The following is a 23,569-nucleotide window of genomic DNA, read 5'->3' as shown; positions in this document are numbered from 1 at the left end:
TAACTTTAAGTTTTGTAGGAGATTTTTTTAATCTAGTATTATCTTTTTAGCATCAATCATTCTTATTTTTTTATAATAATATCTTATAAACAATTCATATATTAAAATAAATAAAACTAAACTTATTAATAGTGATAAATAATCAAAATTATATACTACCTGACTATCTAATTCTTTCGACAACTTAATTAATAACACTTTTATTAATACATATTGATAGACTGTTCCTATAATAAAACCTATCAGTACCACTATTCTATATTTAGACAATACTATTTGAGAACATTCACTAACAGAATACCCCATTATATTTAGGATAGAAATATTTTTCTTATTATTACTAACTATAACCTCAAGAGTTATCAGGAGAATAGATAATGACAAAATTACACCTATTACTGTCATAATCATTCGTATTATAGTATCAACAAAATCTCTCATTCCTAATGACATTTGAATCATTGAAGAAAATGACATTGCAGCAAAAATAATAAAGAATATTAGTGTTTTATTACTATACAAAATTGTCGACTCTAATTCTTTTATAAATTTTTCTTGTATCTTTAGTTTTCTTTTCTTAATAATTTTATTTTTCAACTCTAGTTGTTTTAGTAAAACTGTTGTTGGTACATTTAATTTTAATAAAACATACATCATTGATAATATTAAGAATAGCAATGTCGGAAGTAATACTAAATATATTAACGGCTGTAGATGGAAATCTATTGTTAGATTTGTAAGTATATTATCCTTGTTTCTACTCTCATAAAACTTTGGCATCAATAAATACGAACTACCAAAACCTAAAAAAGTTCCTAAGAAAATCAGTAAGCTAAACACTGAGAAATTTTTTGATATAAACATATTACTGTATCCTAAAGCTTTTAAAATCCCTATCTTATGTTTTGACTGGTCTATATGCTGTTTTATATAAAAAAGTAGCATTATTGCTGAACTAATTGAAAGTATTACTCCAGTAACAATTACAACAAACTTCGAAACTATGAGCTGTGTATCATAGAATTTTTTTGAATTAAATTTAGAGTAGTTATATCTAAGTCTTTTAAATCTAAATAAAAATTAAAAAATAATGTCGTAACAAATACCGCACAAAAACTTATTATTACTACTGCTATAGCTTTCTTTAAATCTTTAACTTCAACTATCATAAATTACCATCCTATCTCAGCCACAGTTTTTGGAGTACTATTTTCTTCTATCGATGATACCTTACCACTTTTTACATGAACTATTTTATTGGCAATTTGTGCAATATTTTCATTGTGAGTAACCATTATCATAGTAAATTTTGATTCATTTCTTAATTTAAAGATATACTCCAATATACCTCTTCCTGTTTCTTCATCCAATGCTCCTGTAGGTTCATCCAAAAACAATACTTTTGGTTTCTTAGCTAATGCTCGAGCAATAGAAACTCGTTGCTGTTCTCCTCCTGATAATTCATTAGGATATTTTTCAACCTTATCCTCTAAACCAAGTTCTTTTAATATTTCAGAACAGTCACTATTATTTGCTAAATTAGCACCAACTCTAACATTCTGGAAAACAGTTAAATTATTTAATAAATAATATTGTTGAAAAACAAATCCTATATTCTTTCTGCGAAACTCTGTTAATTGAGTTTCTGTATAATTACTTATGTTTTCTCCATTGTATAAAACTTCTCCTGAATCTGACTTTTCTAAACCTGATAAAATATTTAATAATGTGGATTTCCCTGATCCAGATGCTCCTAATATAACTACAAAATCATTTTCATCTACACTTAGATTAATTCCTCTTAAAACATCTTGACCAGCAAATTCTTTCCTAATATCTTTTGCTAAAATCATTTAATTATTCTCCTTCAAAAAACTCTTTACTAAACTTCTAGCTATCTCTGTCGTTGCTTCTATTACCTCAATCTCAGTAAAACTATATATTCCTGTAACACTTAACGTTGCAATCCCATGACTATAAGTAAATAAATGTGTATAAAATTTTTCAGCACTTTTTATAGATATCTTATATTCATTCACTATTGACTCTATAACTTTTTTATACTCATAATCATACATAGGGAGAAAATCTTTAAAATCTTCAATCTCTACACTTTTATTCATAAATAGCCATTCAAATAATTTTGGTTCATTTTTAGAGAATAATATATATTCAATTCCAAGCCTTTTAAATGGACTTTCATCTTTTAAAGAAATTTTAACCTTGTGTAAAAATTCATTTCTAGCTAATTGATTGACTTCTCTTATCAAATTTTCCATATTACCAAACAAACTAAATATTACTTTCGTAGAAGCATTTAATTCTCTTGCAATAGTTCGTGCACTTATTTCCTTTATCCCATTAATTCTTATAAAGTCAAGTGTAACCTCTAAAATTTCTTCTTTAGTAAATTTAAACTTAGGTGCCATTGTATTCCCTCCAATAAGAAACAGGTGTTTCTTATTAGGATTATAGCATCTAAAATTTTGTTTGTCAAGAATAATCATATTATTATTGCGCTTTCAAATTTTATGTTATACAATAGTAGTAAGTAATGATATAAGGAGTTATCTATGAATATAATTAAAAATTTACCTACACCAATTGCTGGCCTTGCGCTTGGCTCTGTTGCTCTTGGCAATATGTTCCAAATATATAGTTCTACATTACAGACAATTTTTAGCTTATTATCTTTAATAATTATTATCCTATTAACAATAAAGTTCTTTCTATATAGCGATAAACTAAAAGAAGAAATGAAAAATCCTGTTTTAGCAACAGTGCTTGCGACTTATCCAATGAGTATTATGTTATTAAGTTCTTTTTTCAAAAAATATATAGGGTTGTATAGTTTACCTACTTGGATTATTGGTATATGTCTTGATATTTGTGTTGTTAGCTATGCTACTTATAATTTTATTATCAAAGACAAACATATTAAAAATATTTATCCAACATGGTTTATTACCTTTGTTGGACCTGCTGTAGTTACAGTTACAGCAATAAGTTATAACATAGAAATATTAGGTAAGCTGTTCTTTTATTTTTCATTTATTAATTACCTAATACTTATTCCATTCGTCTTGTATAGAGTTTATGTATATAAGCACTATAAGGATGGGGACTTCCCTACAATAACAGTATTTTCTGCTCCTGGCGGACTATTATTAGCTAGTTATATGATTGGTATTACTAATAAAAATTCGATTATTTTGAATATATTAATACCATTAACAATATTATTTTTTATTTTTGTACTTATGCAATTACCATTTTTACTAAATAGAAAGTTCTACCCTAGTTTCTCTGCCTTTACTTTCCCTTTAGTAATATGTGCTATAGCTTTTCAAAAAACCGGAATTTATTATCAACTAGGTGATTTTTCTATTCTAAAAATTTTAATTCATCTTAGCGAATTATTAGCGATAATTATTGTAATTTACATATGGTACGGCTTCATTAAAAATTTATCATATAAATAATTAAACTACTTTTTATAAAATATTTAAGGAGATGATTTATATGAGTAGAAAAAAATATGCTATCATTATATTATTATTTACTATCCTTGTAATTACTTTTTGTATATACATAGATAATACTAAATTTGAACATACGGGAATTATACTAATGCACTGTCTATCCTCTTTTATCTGCTTTTTTACATCTTATCTACTTATATATAAAAAAAGCTATAATATTCTTGCTGGTATGACTGAAGAGGAATATAACAGAATAGAAAAAATACCTAAAGAAAAACAAAAAATGGAAAAAATCTCTAAAAGAGTTGGTTATATATTTGTTTTTATAGGTATTCTATTATTGTTTTCCATTTATTTTATATGATTGAAAAAGACACAGTTTAAATTTAACTGTGTCTTTTTTCTTTGAATTATAAATTATAATTTTTCTCTACTCTATAACCTCTTCGAAGTTTTTTATCATATCTTTTAACTCTAATTCAAGAATATAACTTATTCCTTTTTCCTGCATTGTTACTCCATACAATGTATCCATAGCTTCCATAGTACCGCGACGGTGTGTTATAACTAAAAATTGATTATCTTCTGAATAGAGTTTTAAAAACTTCGCAAAACGATTAACATTCTCTTCATCAAGTGCCGCTTCCACCTCATCAAGAACAACAAATGGTGGATTTTTCACTTGAAGAATCGCAAATAATAAACTTATTGCAGTAAGTGATTTCTCCCCACCCGATAGCAGTGAAAGATTTTGAAGTTTTTTCCCTGGTGGTGAAGCCTCAATAACAATGCCAGTATTTAAAATATCATTTGGTGTTTCAAGCGTCATATCCGCATAACCACCTTTAAATAATTTTATAAATATTTTATTGAAGTTCTCAGCTACTTGAACAAATGTCTCTAAGAATCTTTCTTTTACCTCTTTATCAATTTCTGCAATTGTTTCTTCTAGCTTAGCTTTAGCCTCTACTAGGTCTGTAATCTGTTCATTGTAGAAATCATAACGTTCTTTTACTTCATTAAACTCTTCAATAGCATTAAGGTTAACATTTCCTAACTCCATTATAGCTCGACGCAATCTAATTACATCTGATTTATATGAAGGTACTTCTGGGATTAATTCTTCAGTTAATTTGTGAGCAACACTTTCATAGGTCACACTATAATTAGTAACTAAGTTTTCTAAATACTCATCAATCTTAACTTCAATCTTCGTTTGAGCAACCGTTAATTTTTCACATTCTGCAATCTTCAAGCGTAATTTTTCATTACTATGTTGTTGTGATGTAGTAATTTCTTTTTCACGTTTAAAAAGACCAGTTTTTTCGGCATCTAAATCTGATAAAAGATTTTTCAAAACATCTAGCCTTTGACTACATTGACTAATTACCCTTGTATTATTTTCAAGAATATTCTTTTCATCTTCTGCACTAAGATTTTCTATATTTTTAGAAGCTTCTAACCTTTCTATTTGAATACATACATCATCAATATCGCTTTGATAATTTCCAATGCTTTCCGTTATATGTTTTAGAGTTTCTTCTAGCTTAGATTCTTCTATTTTTAGCTCTGCTATTTTCTCAACAAATAACTCTTCTGCGCTCTGTGCACTTTGTTTTTTAGCAGTTTCTTCTTCTATTTTCTTATTCAAAATAGTTAATTCTTCACGAATTTTTTTAAGTCCATCTGTAAGTTCTGATATATTTTCTAAATTATTGTCTTCTGTTCTATATACCTCTAATTTCTTCTCATTAGATGTGATATAAGCGGTTATATCAGTAAGTTCTGCATTTTTATGGTTTATTGCCAGTTCAAGTTCTTTTATATATAGAGTATTTTGTTCTTTAGCATTTTTCAACTCTACAATATTTTCTACAGACTCTTTTCTTTTGGCTTCCAACTTAGTTTTTTCAGTCTCTAGCTTAGATACTTTATCATTTATTTTTCCAAGGTTATCCTCAAGATTATCTAGCTCTGCCTTATGTTTAATTGAAGAATTAGTATTTTTATTAATCGCTCCTCCAGTAATAGAACCCCCGCTATTTATAACCTGACCATCAAGAGTAATAATACGATTTCTAAAGTTTATTCTACGTGCAATACGATTGGCATTGTCCATATTATCAACTATAATCGTAAGTCCTAACAGATGTGAAATAATATTTTTATATGTTGCATTGACCTCTATTAGATTTTCTGCAATATTAATAAAACCTTCTTCTTTTACTAAAACACTATAAATATCACTGGCAATAGCTTTTGCTTTAATATTATTTAGTGGTAAAAACGTTACACGACCTTTATTAGATTTTTTCAAATATTCAATACATTTTTTTGCAGTAACTTCACTATCAACTACAATATTTTGTTGAGCTTGACCTAAGGCTATATCTAATGCAGTCGCATATTCATTACCAAAGTTTATTATATTAGCAACACTATTATGAACTCCACCGATAGTTTCCTTATTAGATAAAATCTCTTTAACACCTATATTATAAAAACTCAAATTATTAATTTGATCTTCTAGGAATTTTTTACGATTTTCTAAATTACTTTTGAAATTATAACCTGTACGTAGTTGCTCATCTATATTTTTTTCTTTAGATACTAATAAAACATCTTCTTCTAATAAAGCATTTAAGCTATTTTCCAATACTGTTAACTTAGAACTCAACTCTTCTTTTTCTTTTGTAGCTTTATCTAACTCAACAAGTTTAGTATTATATATTGATTTTTGACGCTCAATATTTTCTAACAACTCTTTATAGTTCTCATCTGCACTTTCTATATTTTTCTTAGCATATTCGATACTATTTTCTAATCTTGTTTCTTCTGTAATTAATCCATAATACTCATCTCTTAGCTTGTCTATAGAGGCTTCAATTTTTTCTAAGTTATACTCTCCACCTTCTTCTAAGTCCGCTATTTCCTTTGTTAGAGATTTTATCTTAGCTCTATTAATACTATCTAACTCTTGACGTTCTATAAGCTTTTTAGTAAGATTTTCTTTTCTTTCTAACAAATATTTTAAATCTTCAGCTAACTTTTCGCTACGCAGATTCCTATTATTCTTACGTTCTTCTATTACATTAAGTTCTGATTGTAAACCTTCTTTTTTCTTAATCAGCTCTAATTCTTCATCGTGATACTTAAGGTATGTTCTATCAAGAGTAACTAAACTGTTCTTTATTTCTTCTAAATTTTTTATAAGTTCTTCCTGTTTAATTTCAAGAGCAGTCTTTTCCTGTTCTTTTATCCTTTTATCAGCTAATAAAACTTCTAATTTTTTTTGATACTCTGCTATATTATAAATATTAATAAGAATATCTTTTTCTTCTAGTCCTTTTGACCATTCCAAGTATTTTTCCGTTTTACTCTTTTGCTCTTCCAAAACTTCATAACGTGTTGAAATTTCTGAAAATATATCATTAAGACGAAGCAAATTATCATTTGTTTTTTCCAATTTTGAATTAGTTTCTTTTTTCTTATTTTTATATTTCAATACACCAGAAGCTTCTTCAATAATGGCGCGACGATCTACAGGTTTAGAAGAAATGATATCTTCTACCTTACCTTGAGTAATAATACTATAACTTTCTTTATTAATACCAAAATCAAGGTACATATTCGTAACATCTTTTAATCTTGCTTTTTTGTTATCAATAAAATATTCGTTATCACCATTTCGATAAAGACGACGTTTAATTTCACATGACTCTTCTCCATTACTAAAAGTAACTGCTACTTCAGCAAAATTTTTTCTTTTCACATCTTCAGTCCCTGAAAAGATAACATCTTTCATACTACTACCACGAAGGTTTTTTGCAGACTGCTCCCCTAAAACCCAACGAATAGCATCAATTATATTACTTTTCCCCGATCCATTCGGTCCAACAACACCAATTAAATTATTTTTAAATTCAAAAGTTGTTTTTTTCTGAAAAGATTTAAAGCCTGTTACTTCGACTTTTACTAATTTCATCTTATTCTCCTTTAAAATTTTCTTCTGATTACTTTAGATACCATCATATCCTAGTTTATCTAAAGCTTGTTTAGCTGATAATTGTTCAGATTCTTTTTTTGTTGCTGCTGTACCGCTACCATATTGTTTTCCATCAATTTCAACAGCACTAATGAAAGTTTTTGAGTGTGAAGGCCCAATTGAATCTAGCACCTTATACTCTATCTCACCTAATTTGATTTTGAATACATACTCCTGAAGAATAGTTTTATAATCAACGAAGCTACTGTATTCATAGTCTTCGACTTCTGTAAATAAGGTATTATTTAAAAATATTTTTACTGTTTCTAAATTTGTTTCTAAGTACAAAGCTCCCGTGAAAGATTCAAAAATATCAGCAAGTAACGCAGCTCGTGAACGACCACCCATTTTTTCTTCTCCACGCCCTAAATAAATACATTTATCTAGATTAAGTTGTAGTGCATATTTTACCAATGTCTTTTCGCAAACTATAGAAGCACGTAGTTTTGTTAGTTCCCCTTCAGCTAACTTTGGAAACTTTTTAAATAAAAATTCACTTGTTGTAAGCTCAACAACAGCATCACCTAAAAACTCTAATCGTTCATAATTCAAATGTTTAGCTATTTTTTTCTCATTTGTGTATGATGAGTGTGAAAAAGCCATTTTAAAATTCTCACCAAATTTCAAATTAAATCCATATTCATTATTTAGTTTATTTAGTAGTTTTTCTATATATGTTCTTTCCATAATGATTCTCCTTTCTTTTTATTTTTAATATTTTCTCGGAAATGATTCTAGCAGCATACTTTTATAAAAATCAATTTTATCAAGGACAATCAGTTTACTAGATATCTAAAAAGACCTTATAGAGTATTGTTAGATATCTAATAACCCACTGTGATTAAGTAACAATATTTAAAATTTTACTATCATTAATCTAGTAAAAACTCTGAGAATACTTCATTCCCATAAAATAACCCTTTTCTTGTTAAGCGCAGCTTGTTATCATCTATTTTTAAATAACCTATCTTTAAGTTTTTATCAATTACTTCCCTGAAGATTTTTTCTGCTCTTTTTCCGTACTTTTCTTCAAAACTATTTAAATCTACACCCTTTAAAAGACGTAATCCTAAAAACATTTCCTCTTCAATTTTTTCTTTATCTGTTACCGTATGTTTTTCACGTCTAGCATGCCCTTTTTCAAGCATACTATCAATATAAAATTTTAATGCTCCTTGATTAGCATAACGTACTCCATCAATATATCCGTGAGCACCTGCTCCAAGTCCATAATATTCTATATTTTCCCAGTAACTACTATTATGAACACTTTCATGCCCTGGCCTTGCAAAATTACTAATCTCATATTGAGTATAACCATTTGCCGTTAAGAAGTTTATTACTTCGTCATACATTTTCTCTTCTGTTTCATTTGAAGGTAAGGTAACTTTTTTATCTCGTACTTGATTATATAATTTTGTTTTTTGTTCTAATATCAATGAATAACACGAAACATGGCTAATATCGTAGCCTACAACCTTTTTCATACTATCAAATAAATCTTCCATAGTTTGTTTCGGCAATGAAAACATTAAGTCTACATTAATATCTTTAATTCCATACTTTTTACAATTAGTAATAGCCATATCTACATCTCCTGCAACATGACCACGTCCTAATATCTTAAGAAGTTCATCATTAAAAGTTTGAACGCCCATACTTATCCTGTCAACTCCGTACTCTTTTACCAAAGCAACCCGAGAATCAACAAGATCCTCAGGGTTTGCTTCAAAAGTAAATTCACGAAGTTGTTGTGGAATTTTTTTTCTAAGCGCTGATAATAGACGATGAAGTTGTTCATCATTTAAAGCACTTGGTGTCCCACCACCTATATAGATAGTTTCTATATTTTGTACCTTCTCCATACTATTTATTTCATCAATCAAACAATCAATATACTTATCTACTGGTTGTCTTTGGATATAAAATTTGTTGAAATCACAGTATGAACAAATATATTTACAAAATGGAATATGAATATATACTCCGCGAATTTCACCTTTCATTATTCGTCATCCATTTTTAGAACAGCCATAAAGGCATCTTGAGGGACTTCTACGCTACCTACAGCTTTCATTCTCTCTTTACCTTTTTTCTGTTTCTCTAATAGCTTACGTTTCCTACTAATGTCTCCACCGTAACATTTGGCAAGAACGTTTTTACGCATCGCTTTGATAGTTTCACGAGAGATAATTTTATTCCCAATAGCTGCTTGAATTGGAATTTCAAACTGTTGTTTTGGAATAAGTTTTTTAAGTTTTTCAACGATAACTTTTCCTCGTTGATATGCAAACTCACGGTGAACGATAAAACTTAATGCATCGACTTGCTCTCCATTTAATAAGATATCCATCTTAACAAGATTACTATCTTTATAGCCAGTTAATTCATAATCAAATGATGCATATCCTTTTGTATTAGATTTAAGTTGATCGAAGAAATCAAAGACAATTTCTGATAAAGGTATATCATAAGTAATGTTTACCCTTGTATCATCGATATATTCCATATTTAAGAAAATACCACGTTTCTTCTGACAAAGCTCCATAACAGCACCCACATAATCGTTTGGTACCATAATACTTGCTTTAACAAAAGGCTCTGTAATCCTATTGATTTTTTGTGGATCTGGCATCTCTGATGGATTAGATACATCTACCATTGTACCATCTGTCTTTTCAACTTTATAAATAACCGATGGTGCTGTTGCGATAATATCGATATTAAACTCACGCTCAATACGCTCTTGAATAATCTCCATATGCAACATTCCTAAGAATCCGCATCTAAATCCAAATCCAAGTGCTTGAGAAGTCTCTGCTTCATATTGTAATGCAGAGTCATTAAGTTCTAATTTTTCTAATGCTTCACGTAAATCGTTGTATTTTGATGAGTCAATTGGATATAATCCACAGAATACCATAGGGTTAAGTTTTCTATATCCAGGTAACGCTTCTTTTGCTGGATTATTTGCTAGTGTTATTGTATCCCCCACTCGAGTTTCACTTACATTTTTAATAGATGCACAAATAAATCCTACATCTCCTACAGTAAGTTCATCTACAATTTTTTCTTTTGGAGTGTGGATACCTACTTCAGTAACCTCAAATACTCCACCTGTTGCCATCATTTTAATCTTATCTCCAGCTTTTACAGTACCGTTCTTAATACGAACAGAAACAATAACACCACGATAAGCATCGTATAATGAATCGAAAATTAATGCTTGAAGCGGTTCCCCGGCATCACCTGATGGTGTAGGAATATACTCAACAATTTGCTCAAGTATTTCATCAATACCAATACCCGCTTTAGCAGATGCAAGAACTATATCATCAGTTGGAAGTCCAATTACATCTTCAATCTCAGTTTTAACTTTTTCTGGATCTGCTGCCGGCAGGTCAATCTTATTAATAATTGGAATAATTTCTAAGTTATTATCCAATGCTAAGTAAACATTAGCTAATGTTTGTGCTTCAATACCTTGTGCTGCATCTACTACTAAAATTGCTCCTTCACATGCCGCAAGTGAACGCGAAACTTCATAAGTAAAGTCGACGTGTCCTGGTGTGTCGATTAGGTGAAGGATATATTCCTCACCATTTTTTGCTGTATATTTTAGTTGTACAGCATTAAGTTTAATCGTAATTCCTCTTTCACGTTCTATATCCATAGAGTCAAGCAATTGTGCTTTCATTTCACGTTGCTCAAGAGCTCCTGTTTTTTCTAAAATTCTATCTGCAAGTGTTGACTTACCATGGTCGATGTGCGCAATGATAGAAAAATTTCTTATTTTCTTTTGCCTTTCATTTCTTTTATTCATTTAATTCTTCCTTTACAAATCTTGTTTTTCAATAAAATCTTTAGATGTATAGTATGAAAAACCATCTCTTATAAGTTTTTCAATTAACTTTTGTTTCAATGCATATCCTTCATAACGACGACTATAAGAATGATAAGCTCTTCTAAAATGCTCTTCTAATATATCATCTTCATTCTCTTCCTCATAATCTTCGAAAAATATGTCAAACACCTTTCTTATTATATCAGATGTGAAGCCATTTGTATAAAGTTTTTGCGTGATTTTTTGAACTTTTTTATTTTTTGATTCTCGTCTAACATTAAACTCACGCTCAATTATCTTATAAAGCATCTCTATCATAGCTTCTCTCGTGCATATTTTAGCTATATATTTGTCTATTATATCGTTGTCTAAGTCTTTTTCTTGCAGTTTTCTTTTTATCCAATATGGACCTTTATTATTTAAATTAAAATAATCCATTACAGCTGCTTCGATGTAATGCTCATCATTAAGATATCCAATCTCAATCAATTTTTTAATTACTTCATTAATAACATTTGGTGCAATTTCTTTTTTTGTAAGATAGTCGATTATATCTTGTGTTGTGCGCAATCCGTACTGCAGGTAATGTACAGCTTTACTATACGCACTCTCAATACTTTCATGTGAAATAATTTCTTTAAGTTGGTCATTAGTTAAATCAATTTTCTTTATTAGCCCGTATTTTATAATCGTATCTTCAGAGGCATAAAAACACTTCCCATTTTCTAATTCGATTTTATACTTTACTTTTAGCTTTGTAATATTAGTAATTTTCACCCTATCACCTACTTTCTACATTTCTTTTGAAATACTCTTACCCTCAATTTTATCAAAAAATAGCTAAAAAAGAAAACACAATAATTAAAAATTCCCAAGCAAACTAATTTACTTGAGAATTTTTATTATATTAAAATTTACCTAGATTTATTAAATCATATTTATTAGGAATAACTTCTTTATTGTCCCAGTGTTCAACGATTTTTCCATCTTCCAGTCTGAATATGTCAAAGTGGGCAAAATCTTGCTCACCTACAAATACTTTAGAATAAGCAACTACACAATTTCCTTGTCCCATAACTTTAAAAACAAAATCATATATTACATTATTATCTTTTAAATATTTTTTATAAGCGTCCCTACCTTGCGAAATTTCTTGATTATGCTGAATTAGATTTTCAGCTATATAATCATCGAACTTCTCAAACTCTTTATTTTGAAGTACATCAACTAAGTATCTACGAACAATTTTTTTGTTTTCTTCTGTTTTATCTTCATCTATAATTTCAAAATTACCATAAATAGGATCAAAATCACCTATTTCACTTGGATAATAATCAATAACATCCCAATGTTCTACAATTTTCCCCTCATCGTCAGAACGGAATATATCCGCCGTTATCCACTGAGCAGCCCCATCATTTAAAAATTGATGAACGTGAACAAATACAAAATTCCCATCTTCTATAGTACGTACAATATTCATTTTTCTTTTTGGGTGTCGTTTAAAGAAATCTACAAAAAATTTTTAAAATCCTTCTTTTTCATCCGGAACTCCTGTACTATGTTGAGTATATGTGGCCCCCATATAATTTTCCTGAACTTCTTTTATTGCTCCATCTTCAAGTCCTCTTATATATAAATTCTTAGCATTTTCTAATTGTTTTGACATAATTTAATTTCTCTTTCTTTTTTCTAGGTATTATTTCTTTATTAAACCTTCTTTTTGTAAATATGCTTTTGCTACTTCATAAGCACTCTTACCTTCAACATCTACAGCATAATTCATCTTAGTCATCTCCTCAGTTGTTATTTTACCAGCAAGTTTTCCTAGAATTTTTTCCAATTGAGGATATTTCTTCAGTGTTTCTTCTCTAAGTAATGGAGCCCCTTGATAAGGTGGGAATAATTTTTTATCATCTTCTAATACTTTTAATTTGTTAGTAATTAATTTGCTATCAGTAGAAAATACTTCGATGATATTAACATCTCCATTTGCTATAGCTTGATATCTTAAAGCTGGTTCCATAGTTTTAATATTTAAGTTTAGTCCATAGAGTTTTTTTAGTCCTAGTACACCATCTTCTCTATCATTAAATTCTAGTGAGAATCCTGCTGTTAATGAAGATTCTACTCTCTTAAGGTCTGATATTTTTTGTATATTGTTATCTTTAGCATATTTTTCAGAAACAGCAAGAGCATATGTATCTTGAAACTTACTTGGTTCTAAATATACTAATCTATCTTGAGTTAAAATTTTCTCTTTAGCAATCTCATATACTTCTTTTGGGTCATTAGAAATATTAGTCACCGGTTCTTTTAATAATGTTGTTGTAACAGTTCCTGTAAATTCTGGATAAATATCGATACTTCCACCTTTTAAAGCTTCATATAAAAAGCTAGTTTTCCCAAAATTAGGTTTCACTTCAACATTTATATCTGTTTCATTCTCAATTAAAATCTTATACATATTAATTAAAATCTCTGGCTCAGCACCTAACTTTCCTGCAATCACAAGTTTATCATTAGATGTTTTTGCTAGAGGTGTAAAACTTAAAGTAACAGCTATTATCGCTGCAGATAAAGTTACAACAATTGTTTTTGGCTTTTTATTTTGTAAAAATTTAATCAAGGCACCAAAAATAATTGCAAGTACTGCAGAAGAAATTGCTCCAATCAATATAAGTGCAGAATTATTTCTATCGATTCCTAGTAATATAAATGAACCAAGTCCGCCCGCACCTATAAGTGCTGCAAGCGTCGCTGTTCCGATAATCATAATACTTGCTGTTCTTACTCCCCCCATTAAGATTGGCATCGATAAAGCAAGTTGATATTTTTTTAATTTCTCCCACTTCGTCATACCAAATGCTGTTGCCGCTTCTTCTAAAGAAGAATCTATCTCTGACAGTCCTGTTAATGTACTTTGCAATATCGGAAATAGTGCATAGATAACTAACGCTACTACAGCTGGCACTGTTCCTATTCCCATAAATGGAATAAATAAACCTAAAAGTGCAAGCGATGGTATAGTTTGAAAAACTCCTGTAATTTGTAAAAACCATTCACTAACCTTTTTATTATTCGATAAAACTATTCCAAGAGGTACAGCAAGAATAATCGCAATAAGTAACGATAGTAATGAAATTTGAAGGTGTTGAAAAAGAGCTATTCCCCAGTCACCTTTACGTTCAACAAATGTATCTATTATATTCATTAATTACACCCCTTTACTTTGAAAAATTCACGAACAAAATCATTAGCCGGATTATCTTGCATCTCTTTTGGTGTGGCAATTTGAACAACTTTACCATCTTGCAAAATACAAATTCTATCAGCAAGTTTTAAAGCTTCATCCATATCGTGAGTAACAAAAACTGTTGTCATTTTATATTCATTATGCAAAGTTTTTATTAAATCTTGTAATTGAACTTTACTAATAGGATCTAATGCAGAAAATGGTTCATCCATCAGTAAAATTTTAGGATTAGCAATTATCGCACGCAATATTCCTACACGCTGTTTTTCTCCTCCTGATAGTTCCTTTGGAAGTCGATTCATATAATGTTTAGGATCTAGCCCCACTTTTTTCAATAAATCCTCTGTTTTTTCTTTAATTTCTTTTTTATCAAAATTTTTCATTTCTGGAATTAATGCAATATTTTCTGAAACCGTAAGATTCGGAAATAATGCAATTTGTTGGAGAACATACCCAGTTTTAAGTCTTAATTCTCTTAAATCATAGTCTTTTAATCTCTTATCTTCAAAATAAATATCTCCATCAGTTTGCTCTATTAACCTATTTATTAATTTTAAAGTTGTTGTTTTCCCACTACCACTTGGTCCTACAAGGACAAAAAATTCTCCTTCTTGTATTTCAAAGCTTAAACCATCAAGTATTAAACCATTTGTGGAGCAGCATAGTGATACATTTTTATAGTTTATCATGATTAATCATTTCCCTTCATTAATTGTTCCATATTTTCTTTAAAGTAACTGTTGAAAATTGTAAATAATTCTGTAAATTGTTTCTGTTGCTCTTCTGTTAATTTGCTCATTGCTTCAACTTCCACTTCCTCCAATGGATCGAGTATTTTCGCTGCATAAGTACGACCTTCTTCCGTTAGTTTTACTTTCTTAGCTCTTCTATCTTCTATATTTTCTTCAAAAAATATATATCCTTTTTTCTCAAATGATTTTATTGTCGCATTAACGACTTGCTTTGTAGAGTAGGTATGTTCACAAATTTTATTTTGAATAATACCATTTGGATTATAATATAACCACATCAAAATTAAGAGAGATTTCCCTTGTAATCCATTTTTCCTCGCATAACATTCATAAAGTGAGTTATTTTCATCTTTTCTTCTAGTAAACATTTTCGCATTTTCCAATGTGTTAATCATTAACAACTACCACCTTTCCAAAACTTTCATTGTTTTCTAAATAATCATGAGCTTTAACAATCTCAGCTAAGTTAAATATTTTTTCTGGTTTAATTTCTACTTTATGTTCTTTTATATATGTAAACATTTCGTTAAGTTTATCTTCATTAACTCCACCTGAATAAAAAGCTGTAAGATAAATATTATTTTTTAGTTCCATTGTAGGGTCAAATTCTTCCAAATACCAACTTTCTCCTAGCAAACCAGTATTACAAATTATTCCGAATTCATTCAAATGACTAATTAAGTCTTTGATTACCGCAGGTCCCACTAATTCAAGAATTTTATCAAAACTCTGATTAGTATCTAATATATCATCCTTGTCTAAAATTACTTCATCATAGCCATAAGATTTTAGCTTGGTTATTTTATTTTCCTTTCTCGTACTACCTGTTAAATATATACTAGGATATTTAGCTTTTAATAACTTTGCAAATGCTTCACCTACGCCACTAGTAGCGCCGCGAACTAATACTTTATCATCTTTATTTATATTTAGATTCTTCAACGAACCAAATGCCGTGTAGTAGGTTTTAGGTATTGCTGCAAAATCACTCCAAGAAAGATTAGAGTTTACCTTATAAATTTGATTGTTAGGAAGCAACACATACTACGCATAAGAACCATCATAAGCTCGCCCCATCTCTCCCATTATAGAAACAACCTTGCTTCCCACAGGAAGATTCTTTTCATCAGTAGACTCCTCAATAATTCCAACACATTCTATTCCCAAAATTCTAGGAAAAACTACATCAGGAGAATATCCTTTTCTAGTGAATATTTCTGAACGATTTATCCCAAAACCTTTTACCTTAACTAATGACCAACCTTCTTTTAATTCTGGTTTATCTACTTCTACAATTTTTAATACATTTGAGGCTCCTTTTTCAAAAACTTTAATAGCCTTCATAATTTCCACCACCATTACATTAGTAAAATCATTTTACTATATATTAACATTATATTCAGAATTAGTCAATAATTTTTACTAATATTTTTTTAAAATTTGTATATATAAGAGCTGAATATTTACCTAAATTTATTAACTAAAATATAAAAGGCCTCTGACATTCAACATATAAATGTGTGAATGCCAAAAGCCTTTATAATTTTTATTTATTTAAATTGATTTTATTTTTCTGCAATTAGCGCAACATACCCACCTTTATCGTAACCTTCGATTGGTTCTTCTACGCTATCGTTTGTATAAATTGGATGAGCAACTAGTGTTTGCATAAAACGAATATTTTTCATCATAAGCTCGTCTCTTACAATATTTAACTTCTCTAGTGGAGAGTGAAATATTCCTGACTTCACTAGCTCAATAGGATATGGAAGTGCTGGTGCAAGTCTTGAAAAAAGTTTTTCATCATAACCATCAGCATAATTTGCAAAGCTATATAATATTCCATATGCACTTTCTACTGGAACATCTAAAAGAATAAGATGTCCCCCTTTTTTCAATGCATTATAGCAATTTTTATATGCTTTGCCCAGGTCGGCGATATAAGTTGAACAACCATTCAGATAGATAATATCATATTCTTCATCTTTTAGTTGAGTAGTTTCAGCATCGCCTATTTCCACCTTAACACCTCTCTTTTCAGCAATTTCTGCCATATCAGTAGAGGGCTCCAAACCATGTTCTACATTTATCCCATATTCGCTTTTTAAAGCTGACTCAAATAGTCCACTTCCGCAACCAACTGATAAAATTTTATCTTTTTTTAACGGATTAAGACAAGCATGAAGTAATTTCAGCTCACTTTCGAATACTTTATTATTAGTTAAAAACCACTGATCATATTTATCAGCATATCCATCAAACATTTTTGTATTAATTTCCATAAGATACTCCTTGTATAACTTTTTAGATTATCCTATATAAACTCTATCCCAAAATCGTAATTCATAACCACTAGCTTCTTCAAATATTTTAATCAATTCTTTTTTGTTATAATCTGAAATATCTCGATAAGCCTCATTTATATAATCTATCCATCCCCTATAGAAAGTTTTGTATTTCTCAGTAGTATAATCTGCTACAAAACTATAATATATATTTTGAGATTTATTCATTCGAGCTGCAGCTATAGTAAATATGTAATCATAACTCAACATACAGTTCATAAGTACAATCATTAATTTATAGTTATCCTTGTCATGAGAAAAACTCATTATATAATTGACGTACTCTTCTGTTTCAGGAAATACTTCTGTCTCTGATGCCGTAATATTATCTGAATCTAAAGATTCCGATCTAGTCTGAAGCTCCGTATCATTTGAAAACTCTATAAGAGAACGAATAACTTCTCTCTCTTTATAAGTCTTAGCTTTACTCATAGCAATTTTGCATAGTTTTACATAATTTTCCAAATATATACTATCCTGCTGTAAATATCTTTCGAAAGCTTCACTCGACAAATCCCCCTTAATTAGCTCCTGAACAAAAGGTGTATTAAAACCCATCTCCCACAATGGAGAAATTTTTGGTTTAATTTCATCAATAAACAAGTTCTACTCCTCCCCAAAATCAAGAATTAACAGACAGCTATACTTTTGCTGTCTAGTATTATAGTAACACAAAATATTCACAAAGTAAATAACGTTTTCATTTTGTAATTATATAAATATTTTTTTAGCAAGTAACACTTACACAAAGTAAAAAGCTCATCAGAAGATGAGCTTTACCATAGAATATATTGTAAACCAAAAACTTTTAATGCTTTTACAGAAAAAATTAAATTTTACTAAAATATCTTACTGAAAAAATCATAGAATTCGTTACTGTTATTATATATTTGAGAAATATTGTAGTAATTTATAATATAACTTGCATTAGAAACTGCTAAAGTATTACTTCGCTAACTTTTCTGCTCTTTCTAATGATGCATCTATATTTTCACAAATATTTTCAGCACCTATTTTTTCGACAAAACCAGCTTTTTCCATAGCGTGATAAGGTTGTTCATTAACATGAGATAAAATAAGTGTTAAATTTCGTTTTTTACAAGTTTCTAATATTTCTTCTAATGCCTCTACCCCCGAAATATCCATTACTGGGACATTACGCATTCTAAGAATTAAAACATTCTTTCCTTCTTCATGTTTAAAACTAGTAAAAACGTTAGCAGCGCCGAAGAAAAGTGCTCCAAAAACTTCATATACTATAGTATTTTTAGGAACATACTTCAAATCAACATCCTCTGATAATTTTTCGTCTTCTGAAGACCCTATATATGTCCATTGTCGAACTTCTGCTATATCTGACATTCTTTTTAAGAAAAGGAAAGCTGCTAGTACCATACCAAATTCTATAGCTATTACTAAATCAAAGAATAATGTTAATAAGAAAGTAATAATTAAAACTGCTATATCACTTTTTGGGGCAGTTTTTATTATGCGTACAAAAGTACGCCACCCACTCATATTATAACCAACTATTATTAAAATAGCTGCTAGACAACTCATCGGTATATAAGATGCATATGGCATTAAAAATAATAAAATCAACAATAATGTTAGTGCATGTACCATCCCAGCAACAGGTGTTCTTCCACCATTTTTTACATTCGCTGCCGTTCTTGCTATAGCCCCGGTTGCAGGGATTCCACCAAAAAGCGCAGATAAAATATTCCCAACACCTTGACCTACTAGTTCGGCATTGGATTTATGTTTACTTCCTATCATACCATCAGAAACTACTGCAGAAAGTAAAGACTCTATAGCTGCTAACATCGCAATTGTGAAAGCTGGTAATATCATTTCACGAACTAACGAGAATGACAATACAGGCATAGAAAAGCTTGGAAGTCCTGCTTTAATAGTATATAAATCCCCAATAGTTTTGACTGGTAGTTTAAATATTGCTACTAATAGCGTTGTAACTATAATTGCTACTAAAGAACCAGGTATTTTTTTTGATACTTTTGGCCAAAAAATTTGAATTAATAATGCCAAAATACCAATTGCCAAAGTTATGTAATTAATACTACCTAAATTGTGACTATATGCTACTAATTTAGTTAAAAATTCTGCAGGAACAGCTCCCATATTAAGACCTAAAAAATCTTTAATCTGACCTACTACTATCCCTATAGCAATACCTAATGTAAAACCAATAGTTATAGTTTTCGGAATAAATTTTATTAAATCACCAAAGTGGAATAATCCCATTAAAATTAACATAACTCCTGCTAACAAAGTAGCAATAATAAGTCCTGGAATACCGTGCTCTGCTATAATTCCATAGATAATAACAACAAAAGCGGCTGTTGGTCCCCCTATCTGAACCCTACTTCCTCCTAAAAATGAAATAAAAAAACCTGCAATAATCGCAGTATAAAGCCCTTGTTCTGGATTAACACCTGATGCTATCGCCAAAGCAATCGATAAAGGTAATGCTATAATAGCTACTATTAATCCAGCGATAATATCTTTTATAAATTGCTCTCTTGTATAGTTTTTCATAACGCTAAAAAACTTGGGCTTAATATATTTAAACGAACTCATTTTCTCCTCCTGATTTTTTGAGAATTAACAATACTAATAGTTTAGCATAGAAAAAACAAAAACTCTAGTTATATCAGAAATACTTAGTAAATAAATTATAATTAATTATTCTATACGACTATTCATTATAAAAAAAGAAAGGCTCGCAAATTGACGAGCCCCGATTTATTATGAAAAAAATATTATTGAGTTCTATATATTTATTATATACATGATACTTTATACAAAGTTAAAGCTATAATTAAATTTTACTTAAACTTTCTAGTTATTATATTTTAAAAAGTTCTTTATATCTTTTTCTACTTTCGTTAATAAGTCTGAATTCTGACTATCGTACCAAACTCCATTCATCTTATTTCTGAACCATGTAAGTTGACGTTTTGCATATCGCCTTGAATTTTGAGAAATGGCATTGATAGTATTTTCCTTAGAAACTAAACCTTCAAAATAGGGTATCATTTCTTTATAACCTATTGCTCCAAGTGGTTGTAAGTCTTTACCATACTCTGCAATTATTTCTTTAACCTCTCGTTCAAAACCTTGTTCAAACATTAGTTCAACGCGTTTATTAATTCTTTTATAAAGAATTTCACGGTCTGTATTTAAAACTATTAAATATGGATTATACTTCTCAAGAATAGTATCTCCATTATTATTAGTTGTCACCGATTTATTTTCATTTACTACATAATTATAAGCATTAATAACTCGGCGATGATTATCTAAATCAATACTATTATAAGTATCTGGATAGTTTCTCTTTAAATAGTCTCTCGCCATATCTACATCAACATCATAAGTCTTTTCTTTCAAATCAGTAAACTCATAATTATTAAGCACTGCATTCATATAAAAACCCGTTCCACCAATTAGCAATGGTATTTTCCCTCGTTTATGAATATCATCAATCAAGCTACGCGCCATTTTTTGAAAGTCATAAACCGAACAAGTAACTGTTGGCTCTAATTCATCAATTAAATAATGGACTACTCCATCCATTTCTTCTTTGGTTACTTTGGCAGAACCTATATCAAATTTTTTATAAATTTGAACACTATCTATTGAAATAATTTCACAATTAAACTTTTTTGCTAGTTCAATGCTTAACGCCGTCTTCCCCACAGCTGTTGGTCCAACTATTGCTATTAAAGGTATCTTTTCCATTTTACCTCCTACACTATACGTTTAAACATTTTTTCTAAATCTTTTTTCTCCATTTTTGTTATAATTGGTCGCCCATGCGGACATGTAAATGGATTTTTGCATTTGTAAAGATCACTAATTACTTTGTTCATCTCTACTTCACTTAAAATTTGATTAGCTTTTATTGACATTTTACAGCTAGCCATCGCTATTGCATCGTTTCGTAGTTCATTAAAAGTAATTTTATTGTTATTTAAAACTTTCTCAACAATAATTTTAATCATTTCTTCTTCGTCTTCTTCTATCCAACCTGGAAATTCTCGGACGACATAAGAATTATCGCCAAATTCTTCAAAGTCAATGCCTAGTTCTGTAAATTTCTCAAAATTATTTCTAATTTCTGCTGCTTCTTCTATTGAAAAATCAAACGTCATCGGTATAAGCATTTGTTTTTTATAGTTCTTTCTATCTATAAAATCTCGTTGAAGCTTCTCATAATTATAACGTTCTGCTGCCGCATGTTGATCTATAAGATAAAGTTTATTATCAGCCTCTGATAAAATATATGTTTTAAATATTTGAGCAAGAACTTTTAAATCTGGTAAAGTCTTGACTTCCATACTTTCATCCTGAATAATTTTTAAATTTTTTATTTCATCAAAGTGGCTATTATCTTTTACTATTGTATTAGAGATTTCCTCTTTAGTCGCCTCTCCAATTTCTTCTCTCTTTGAGAAATTCATAAAGTTTTCAATTTCTTTTTTCGTTGGTTTATCACCATACTTATTATAATTTTCACGTGGACGTGCTGTATAACTTAAATCTGGTAAGCTACTCTCCATACCACTAATTTCTGTTTGTTGTCGTCTTATATGGCTTTCATTATTTGAATTTAGTTCTTCCTGTAACTTGTGAATATCATTATCTTCTCCAAAAACAAGGTCATCTTCTTTTACAAAATTAGCCTCATTTTGTCCTTTATTAAAAAGAGATGTATTATTTTCTTCAGTCTGCATTCCAAATTTATTGTCAAGTTCATCTAAAAAATTAAATTTCTCTATATTTGCTTTTTCTTTTTTAGGTAGTACATTATTCATCCCTTGAGGAATATATGTATAATTAGCTAACCTTTCCGAAATTACTCCTTTTATAAGTGAAATTAACTCTGCTTCTTTTGATAATCTTACTTCTTGCTTTGTCGGATGAACATTAACATCTAACAAGATTGGATCCATATCGATATTAATTACACAAAGAGGATAGCGATTTTTCATAAGTAATGTTCCATAGGCATCTATAATAGAATTCTGAATTATATAATTTCGAATATAACGACCGTTTATAAAAATATTAATATAGTTTTTACTAGCACGTGTTTCATCTGGCACAGAAATATAACCATAAACTTTATAATCATCGTTATTACCAGAAAAACTAATCATATTTCGAGCAACACTCATATTATATATTTTCGATAATATTTTATGAACATCACCATCACCATAAGTTTTAAATGTTATTTTATCATCTACATGCAACTCAAATGAGACATTAGGATAAGATAAAGCAAATTTGTAAATAACATTTGTTATATTAGCCTGTTCTGTATGTGCATTACGCAAGTATTTTAGACGTGCTGGTGTATTATAAAATAAATTTTCTACGCTAAGGTCTGTTCCTTTTATCGGAGCGTAATACTCCTCGCTAGTGACTTTTCCCGCTTCTAGTACCAGCATCTTTCCTTGAGCTTCGCCAGCACAACTCTTAATAGTCACACGACTAACAGAGGAAATACTTGCCAAGGCTTCACCACGAAAACCAAGTGTTTTTATATGAAATAAATCATAATCCTCTCTTATCTTACTTGTCGCATGTCTTAAAAAAGCGCGTTCGAGATCGTCATTTGATATCCCACTTCCATTATCTATAATCCTAATTTGTTCTATCCCGAATTCTTTTATTATAATTTTTATATTTGTACTACCCGCATCAAGCGAATTTTCTACTAATTCTTTAACAACAGAAGCTGGTCGTTCTACCACTTCTCCTGCTGCTATCTTATTAGATAATTCTGCAGATAATATATTTATTTTCCCCATTT

The 23,569-nt window shown here is 29.5% G+C and carries 23 protein-coding genes; 2 read left to right on the top strand and 21 right to left on the bottom strand.

Features of this window, described 5'->3' with window-relative positions; genetic code table 11:
* Positions 1-27 precede the first annotated feature (27 nt).
* The 4 genes from DQN46_RS02140 to DQN46_RS02130 are packed head-to-tail and all read right to left on the bottom strand — an operon-like array spanning position 28 to position 2,429.
* Positions 28-945, bottom strand: a complete 918-nt coding sequence (locus DQN46_RS02140; RefSeq protein ID WP_224207432.1) for an FtsX-like permease family protein — start codon at positions 943-945, stop codon at positions 28-30.
* Positions 946-1,001: 56 nt separating this feature from the next.
* The gene (locus tag DQN46_RS08715) at positions 1,002-1,169 is read right to left on the bottom strand and encodes a hypothetical protein (protein ID WP_224207431.1); all 168 of its coding nucleotides are present in this window, start codon (positions 1,167-1,169) and stop codon (positions 1,002-1,004) included.
* A gap of 3 nt (positions 1,170-1,172) precedes the next feature.
* Entirely contained in the window at positions 1,173-1,853 is a 681-nt protein-coding gene (locus tag DQN46_RS02135; RefSeq protein WP_004632932.1) for an ABC transporter ATP-binding protein, read from the bottom strand.
* Positions 1,854-2,429, bottom strand: coding sequence for a TetR/AcrR family transcriptional regulator (locus tag DQN46_RS02130; protein WP_111742849.1), 576 nt, complete (start codon positions 2,427-2,429; stop codon positions 1,854-1,856). It lies immediately after the preceding gene.
* A gap of 144 nt (positions 2,430-2,573) precedes the next feature.
* On the opposite strand from DQN46_RS02130, the gene DQN46_RS02125 reads away from it, so the two are divergent.
* Complete coding sequence (locus tag DQN46_RS02125) at positions 2,574-3,482, top strand: TDT family transporter (RefSeq protein WP_111742848.1); 909 nt, start codon at positions 2,574-2,576, stop codon at positions 3,480-3,482.
* Positions 3,483-3,522: 40 nt separating this feature from the next.
* Positions 3,523-3,846: a DUF3784 domain-containing protein gene (locus DQN46_RS02120; RefSeq protein ID WP_111742847.1), complete on the top strand. Its 324-nt coding sequence runs from the start codon at positions 3,523-3,525 to the stop codon at positions 3,844-3,846.
* 66 nt (positions 3,847-3,912) lie between these two features.
* On the opposite strand, the gene smc is transcribed toward DQN46_RS02120, so the two are convergent.
* The 17 genes from smc to mutL all read right to left on the bottom strand — a co-directional run bounded on the left by smc (position 3,913) and on the right by mutL (position 23,567).
* Positions 3,913-7,467 carry a chromosome segregation protein SMC gene (gene smc, locus DQN46_RS02115; protein ID WP_111742846.1) on the bottom strand — a complete coding sequence of 1,185 codons (3,555 nt, stop codon included), beginning with the start codon at positions 7,465-7,467 and terminating at the stop codon, positions 3,913-3,915.
* Between the two features lie 33 nt (positions 7,468-7,500).
* Positions 7,501-8,214, bottom strand: coding sequence for a ribonuclease III (rnc, locus tag DQN46_RS02110; RefSeq protein WP_004632941.1), 714 nt, complete (start codon positions 8,212-8,214; stop codon positions 7,501-7,503).
* Positions 8,215-8,399: 185 nt separating this feature from the next.
* The gene (gene hemW, locus DQN46_RS02105; RefSeq protein ID WP_111742845.1) at positions 8,400-9,533 is read right to left on the bottom strand and encodes a radical SAM family heme chaperone HemW; all 1,134 of its coding nucleotides are present in this window, start codon (positions 9,531-9,533) and stop codon (positions 8,400-8,402) included.
* Positions 9,533-11,350: a translation elongation factor 4 gene (lepA, locus tag DQN46_RS02100; RefSeq protein WP_111742844.1), complete on the bottom strand. Its 1,818-nt coding sequence runs from the start codon at positions 11,348-11,350 to the stop codon at positions 9,533-9,535. Before lepA ends, hemW begins: the two co-directional genes overlap by 1 nt.
* A gap of 12 nt (positions 11,351-11,362) precedes the next feature.
* Entirely contained in the window at positions 11,363-12,148 is a 786-nt protein-coding gene (locus DQN46_RS02095; protein WP_111742843.1) for a RecX family transcriptional regulator, read from the bottom strand.
* Between the two features lie 130 nt (positions 12,149-12,278).
* Entirely contained in the window at positions 12,279-12,854 is a 576-nt protein-coding gene (locus DQN46_RS02090) for a nuclear transport factor 2 family protein (protein WP_197712519.1), read from the bottom strand.
* Positions 12,855-12,896: 42 nt separating this feature from the next.
* Positions 12,897-13,040 carry a hypothetical protein gene (locus tag DQN46_RS08615; RefSeq protein WP_197712518.1) on the bottom strand — a complete coding sequence of 48 codons (144 nt, stop codon included), beginning with the start codon at positions 13,038-13,040 and terminating at the stop codon, positions 12,897-12,899.
* A gap of 30 nt (positions 13,041-13,070) precedes the next feature.
* Positions 13,071-14,585 carry an ABC transporter permease/substrate-binding protein gene (locus DQN46_RS02085; RefSeq protein ID WP_111742842.1) on the bottom strand — a complete coding sequence of 505 codons (1,515 nt, stop codon included), beginning with the start codon at positions 14,583-14,585 and terminating at the stop codon, positions 13,071-13,073.
* Positions 14,585-15,316 carry an ABC transporter ATP-binding protein gene (locus DQN46_RS02080; RefSeq protein WP_111742841.1) on the bottom strand — a complete coding sequence of 244 codons (732 nt, stop codon included), beginning with the start codon at positions 15,314-15,316 and terminating at the stop codon, positions 14,585-14,587. The genes DQN46_RS02085 and DQN46_RS02080 overlap by 1 nt, the downstream gene beginning before the upstream one ends.
* A gap of 2 nt (positions 15,317-15,318) precedes the next feature.
* Positions 15,319-15,774 (bottom strand): MarR family winged helix-turn-helix transcriptional regulator, encoded by a 456-nt coding sequence (locus tag DQN46_RS02075; RefSeq protein ID WP_111742840.1) that lies wholly within the window; start codon positions 15,772-15,774, stop codon positions 15,319-15,321.
* The gene (locus tag DQN46_RS02070) at positions 15,767-16,420 is read right to left on the bottom strand and encodes a zinc-binding dehydrogenase (protein WP_197712517.1); all 654 of its coding nucleotides are present in this window, start codon (positions 16,418-16,420) and stop codon (positions 15,767-15,769) included. The genes DQN46_RS02075 and DQN46_RS02070 overlap by 8 nt, the downstream gene beginning before the upstream one ends.
* 3 nt (positions 16,421-16,423) lie before the next feature.
* The gene (locus tag DQN46_RS08610) at positions 16,424-16,723 is read right to left on the bottom strand and encodes an alcohol dehydrogenase catalytic domain-containing protein (protein ID WP_197712516.1); all 300 of its coding nucleotides are present in this window, start codon (positions 16,721-16,723) and stop codon (positions 16,424-16,426) included.
* Between the two features lie 221 nt (positions 16,724-16,944).
* Entirely contained in the window at positions 16,945-17,661 is a 717-nt protein-coding gene (locus DQN46_RS02065) for a class I SAM-dependent methyltransferase (RefSeq protein WP_111742839.1), read from the bottom strand.
* Positions 17,662-17,688: 27 nt separating this feature from the next.
* Positions 17,689-18,327, bottom strand: coding sequence for a thiaminase II/PqqC family protein (locus DQN46_RS02060; protein WP_111742838.1), 639 nt, complete (start codon positions 18,325-18,327; stop codon positions 17,689-17,691).
* 342 nt (positions 18,328-18,669) lie between these two features.
* Positions 18,670-20,325: a SulP family inorganic anion transporter gene (locus tag DQN46_RS02055; RefSeq protein ID WP_111742837.1), complete on the bottom strand. Its 1,656-nt coding sequence runs from the start codon at positions 20,323-20,325 to the stop codon at positions 18,670-18,672.
* Between the two features lie 261 nt (positions 20,326-20,586).
* Positions 20,587-21,489, bottom strand: a complete 903-nt coding sequence (gene miaA / locus DQN46_RS02050; RefSeq protein ID WP_111742836.1) for a tRNA (adenosine(37)-N6)-dimethylallyltransferase MiaA — start codon at positions 21,487-21,489, stop codon at positions 20,587-20,589.
* Positions 21,490-21,497: 8 nt separating this feature from the next.
* Positions 21,498-23,567 carry a DNA mismatch repair endonuclease MutL gene (gene mutL / locus DQN46_RS02045; protein ID WP_111742835.1) on the bottom strand — a complete coding sequence of 690 codons (2,070 nt, stop codon included), beginning with the start codon at positions 23,565-23,567 and terminating at the stop codon, positions 21,498-21,500.
* Positions 23,568-23,569 lie beyond the last annotated feature (2 nt).

The organism is Gemella morbillorum (genome assembly GCF_900476045.1).
GTDB classification, from domain to species: domain Bacteria; phylum Bacillota; class Bacilli; order Staphylococcales; family Gemellaceae; genus Gemella; species Gemella morbillorum.
This window is presented reverse-complemented; position numbering and strand designations above follow the sequence as displayed.

Bases quoted from the DNA above. Each gene is read 5' to 3' on its own strand.
- DQN46_RS02120 (WP_111742847.1), top strand. From the start codon at position 3,523: ATGAGTAGAAAAAAATATGCTATCATTATATTATTATTTACTATCCTT.
- DQN46_RS02130 (WP_111742849.1), bottom strand. From the start codon at position 2,429: ATGGCACCTAAGTTTAAATTTACTAAAGAAGAAATTTTAGAGGTTACA.
- DQN46_RS02080 (WP_111742841.1), bottom strand. From the start codon at position 15,316: ATGATAAACTATAAAAATGTATCACTATGCTGCTCCACAAATGGTTTA.
- DQN46_RS02085 (WP_111742842.1), bottom strand. From the start codon at position 14,585: ATGAATATAATAGATACATTTGTTGAACGTAAAGGTGACTGGGGAATA.
- DQN46_RS02135 (WP_004632932.1), bottom strand. From the start codon at position 1,853: ATGATTTTAGCAAAAGATATTAGGAAAGAATTTGCTGGTCAAGATGTT.
- smc (WP_111742846.1), bottom strand. From the start codon at position 7,467: ATGAAATTAGTAAAAGTCGAAGTAACAGGCTTTAAATCTTTTCAGAAA.
- DQN46_RS08715 (WP_224207431.1), bottom strand. From the start codon at position 1,169: ATGATAGTTGAAGTTAAAGATTTAAAGAAAGCTATAGCAGTAGTAATA.
- DQN46_RS02140 (WP_224207432.1), bottom strand. From the start codon at position 945: ATGCTACTTTTTTATATAAAACAGCATATAGACCAGTCAAAACATAAG.
- mutL (WP_111742835.1), bottom strand. From the start codon at position 23,567: ATGGGGAAAATAAATATATTATCTGCAGAATTATCTAATAAGATAGCA.
- DQN46_RS08610 (WP_197712516.1), bottom strand. From the start codon at position 16,723: ATGAAGGCTATTAAAGTTTTTGAAAAAGGAGCCTCAAATGTATTAAAA.
- lepA (WP_111742844.1), bottom strand. From the start codon at position 11,350: ATGAATAAAAGAAATGAAAGGCAAAAGAAAATAAGAAATTTTTCTATC.
- DQN46_RS02125 (WP_111742848.1), top strand. From the start codon at position 2,574: ATGAATATAATTAAAAATTTACCTACACCAATTGCTGGCCTTGCGCTT.
- DQN46_RS02065 (WP_111742839.1), bottom strand. From the start codon at position 17,661: ATGGAAATTAATACAAAAATGTTTGATGGATATGCTGATAAATATGAT.
- DQN46_RS02090 (WP_197712519.1), bottom strand. From the start codon at position 12,854: ATGAATATTGTACGTACTATAGAAGATGGGAATTTTGTATTTGTTCAC.
- miaA (WP_111742836.1), bottom strand. From the start codon at position 21,489: ATGGAAAAGATACCTTTAATAGCAATAGTTGGACCAACAGCTGTGGGG.
- DQN46_RS08615 (WP_197712518.1), bottom strand. From the start codon at position 13,040: ATGTCAAAACAATTAGAAAATGCTAAGAATTTATATATAAGAGGACTT.
- DQN46_RS02055 (WP_111742837.1), bottom strand. From the start codon at position 20,325: ATGAGTTCGTTTAAATATATTAAGCCCAAGTTTTTTAGCGTTATGAAA.
- hemW (WP_111742845.1), bottom strand. From the start codon at position 9,533: ATGAAAGGTGAAATTCGCGGAGTATATATTCATATTCCATTTTGTAAA.
- rnc (WP_004632941.1), bottom strand. From the start codon at position 8,214: ATGGAAAGAACATATATAGAAAAACTACTAAATAAACTAAATAATGAA.
- DQN46_RS02075 (WP_111742840.1), bottom strand. From the start codon at position 15,774: ATGATTAACACATTGGAAAATGCGAAAATGTTTACTAGAAGAAAAGAT.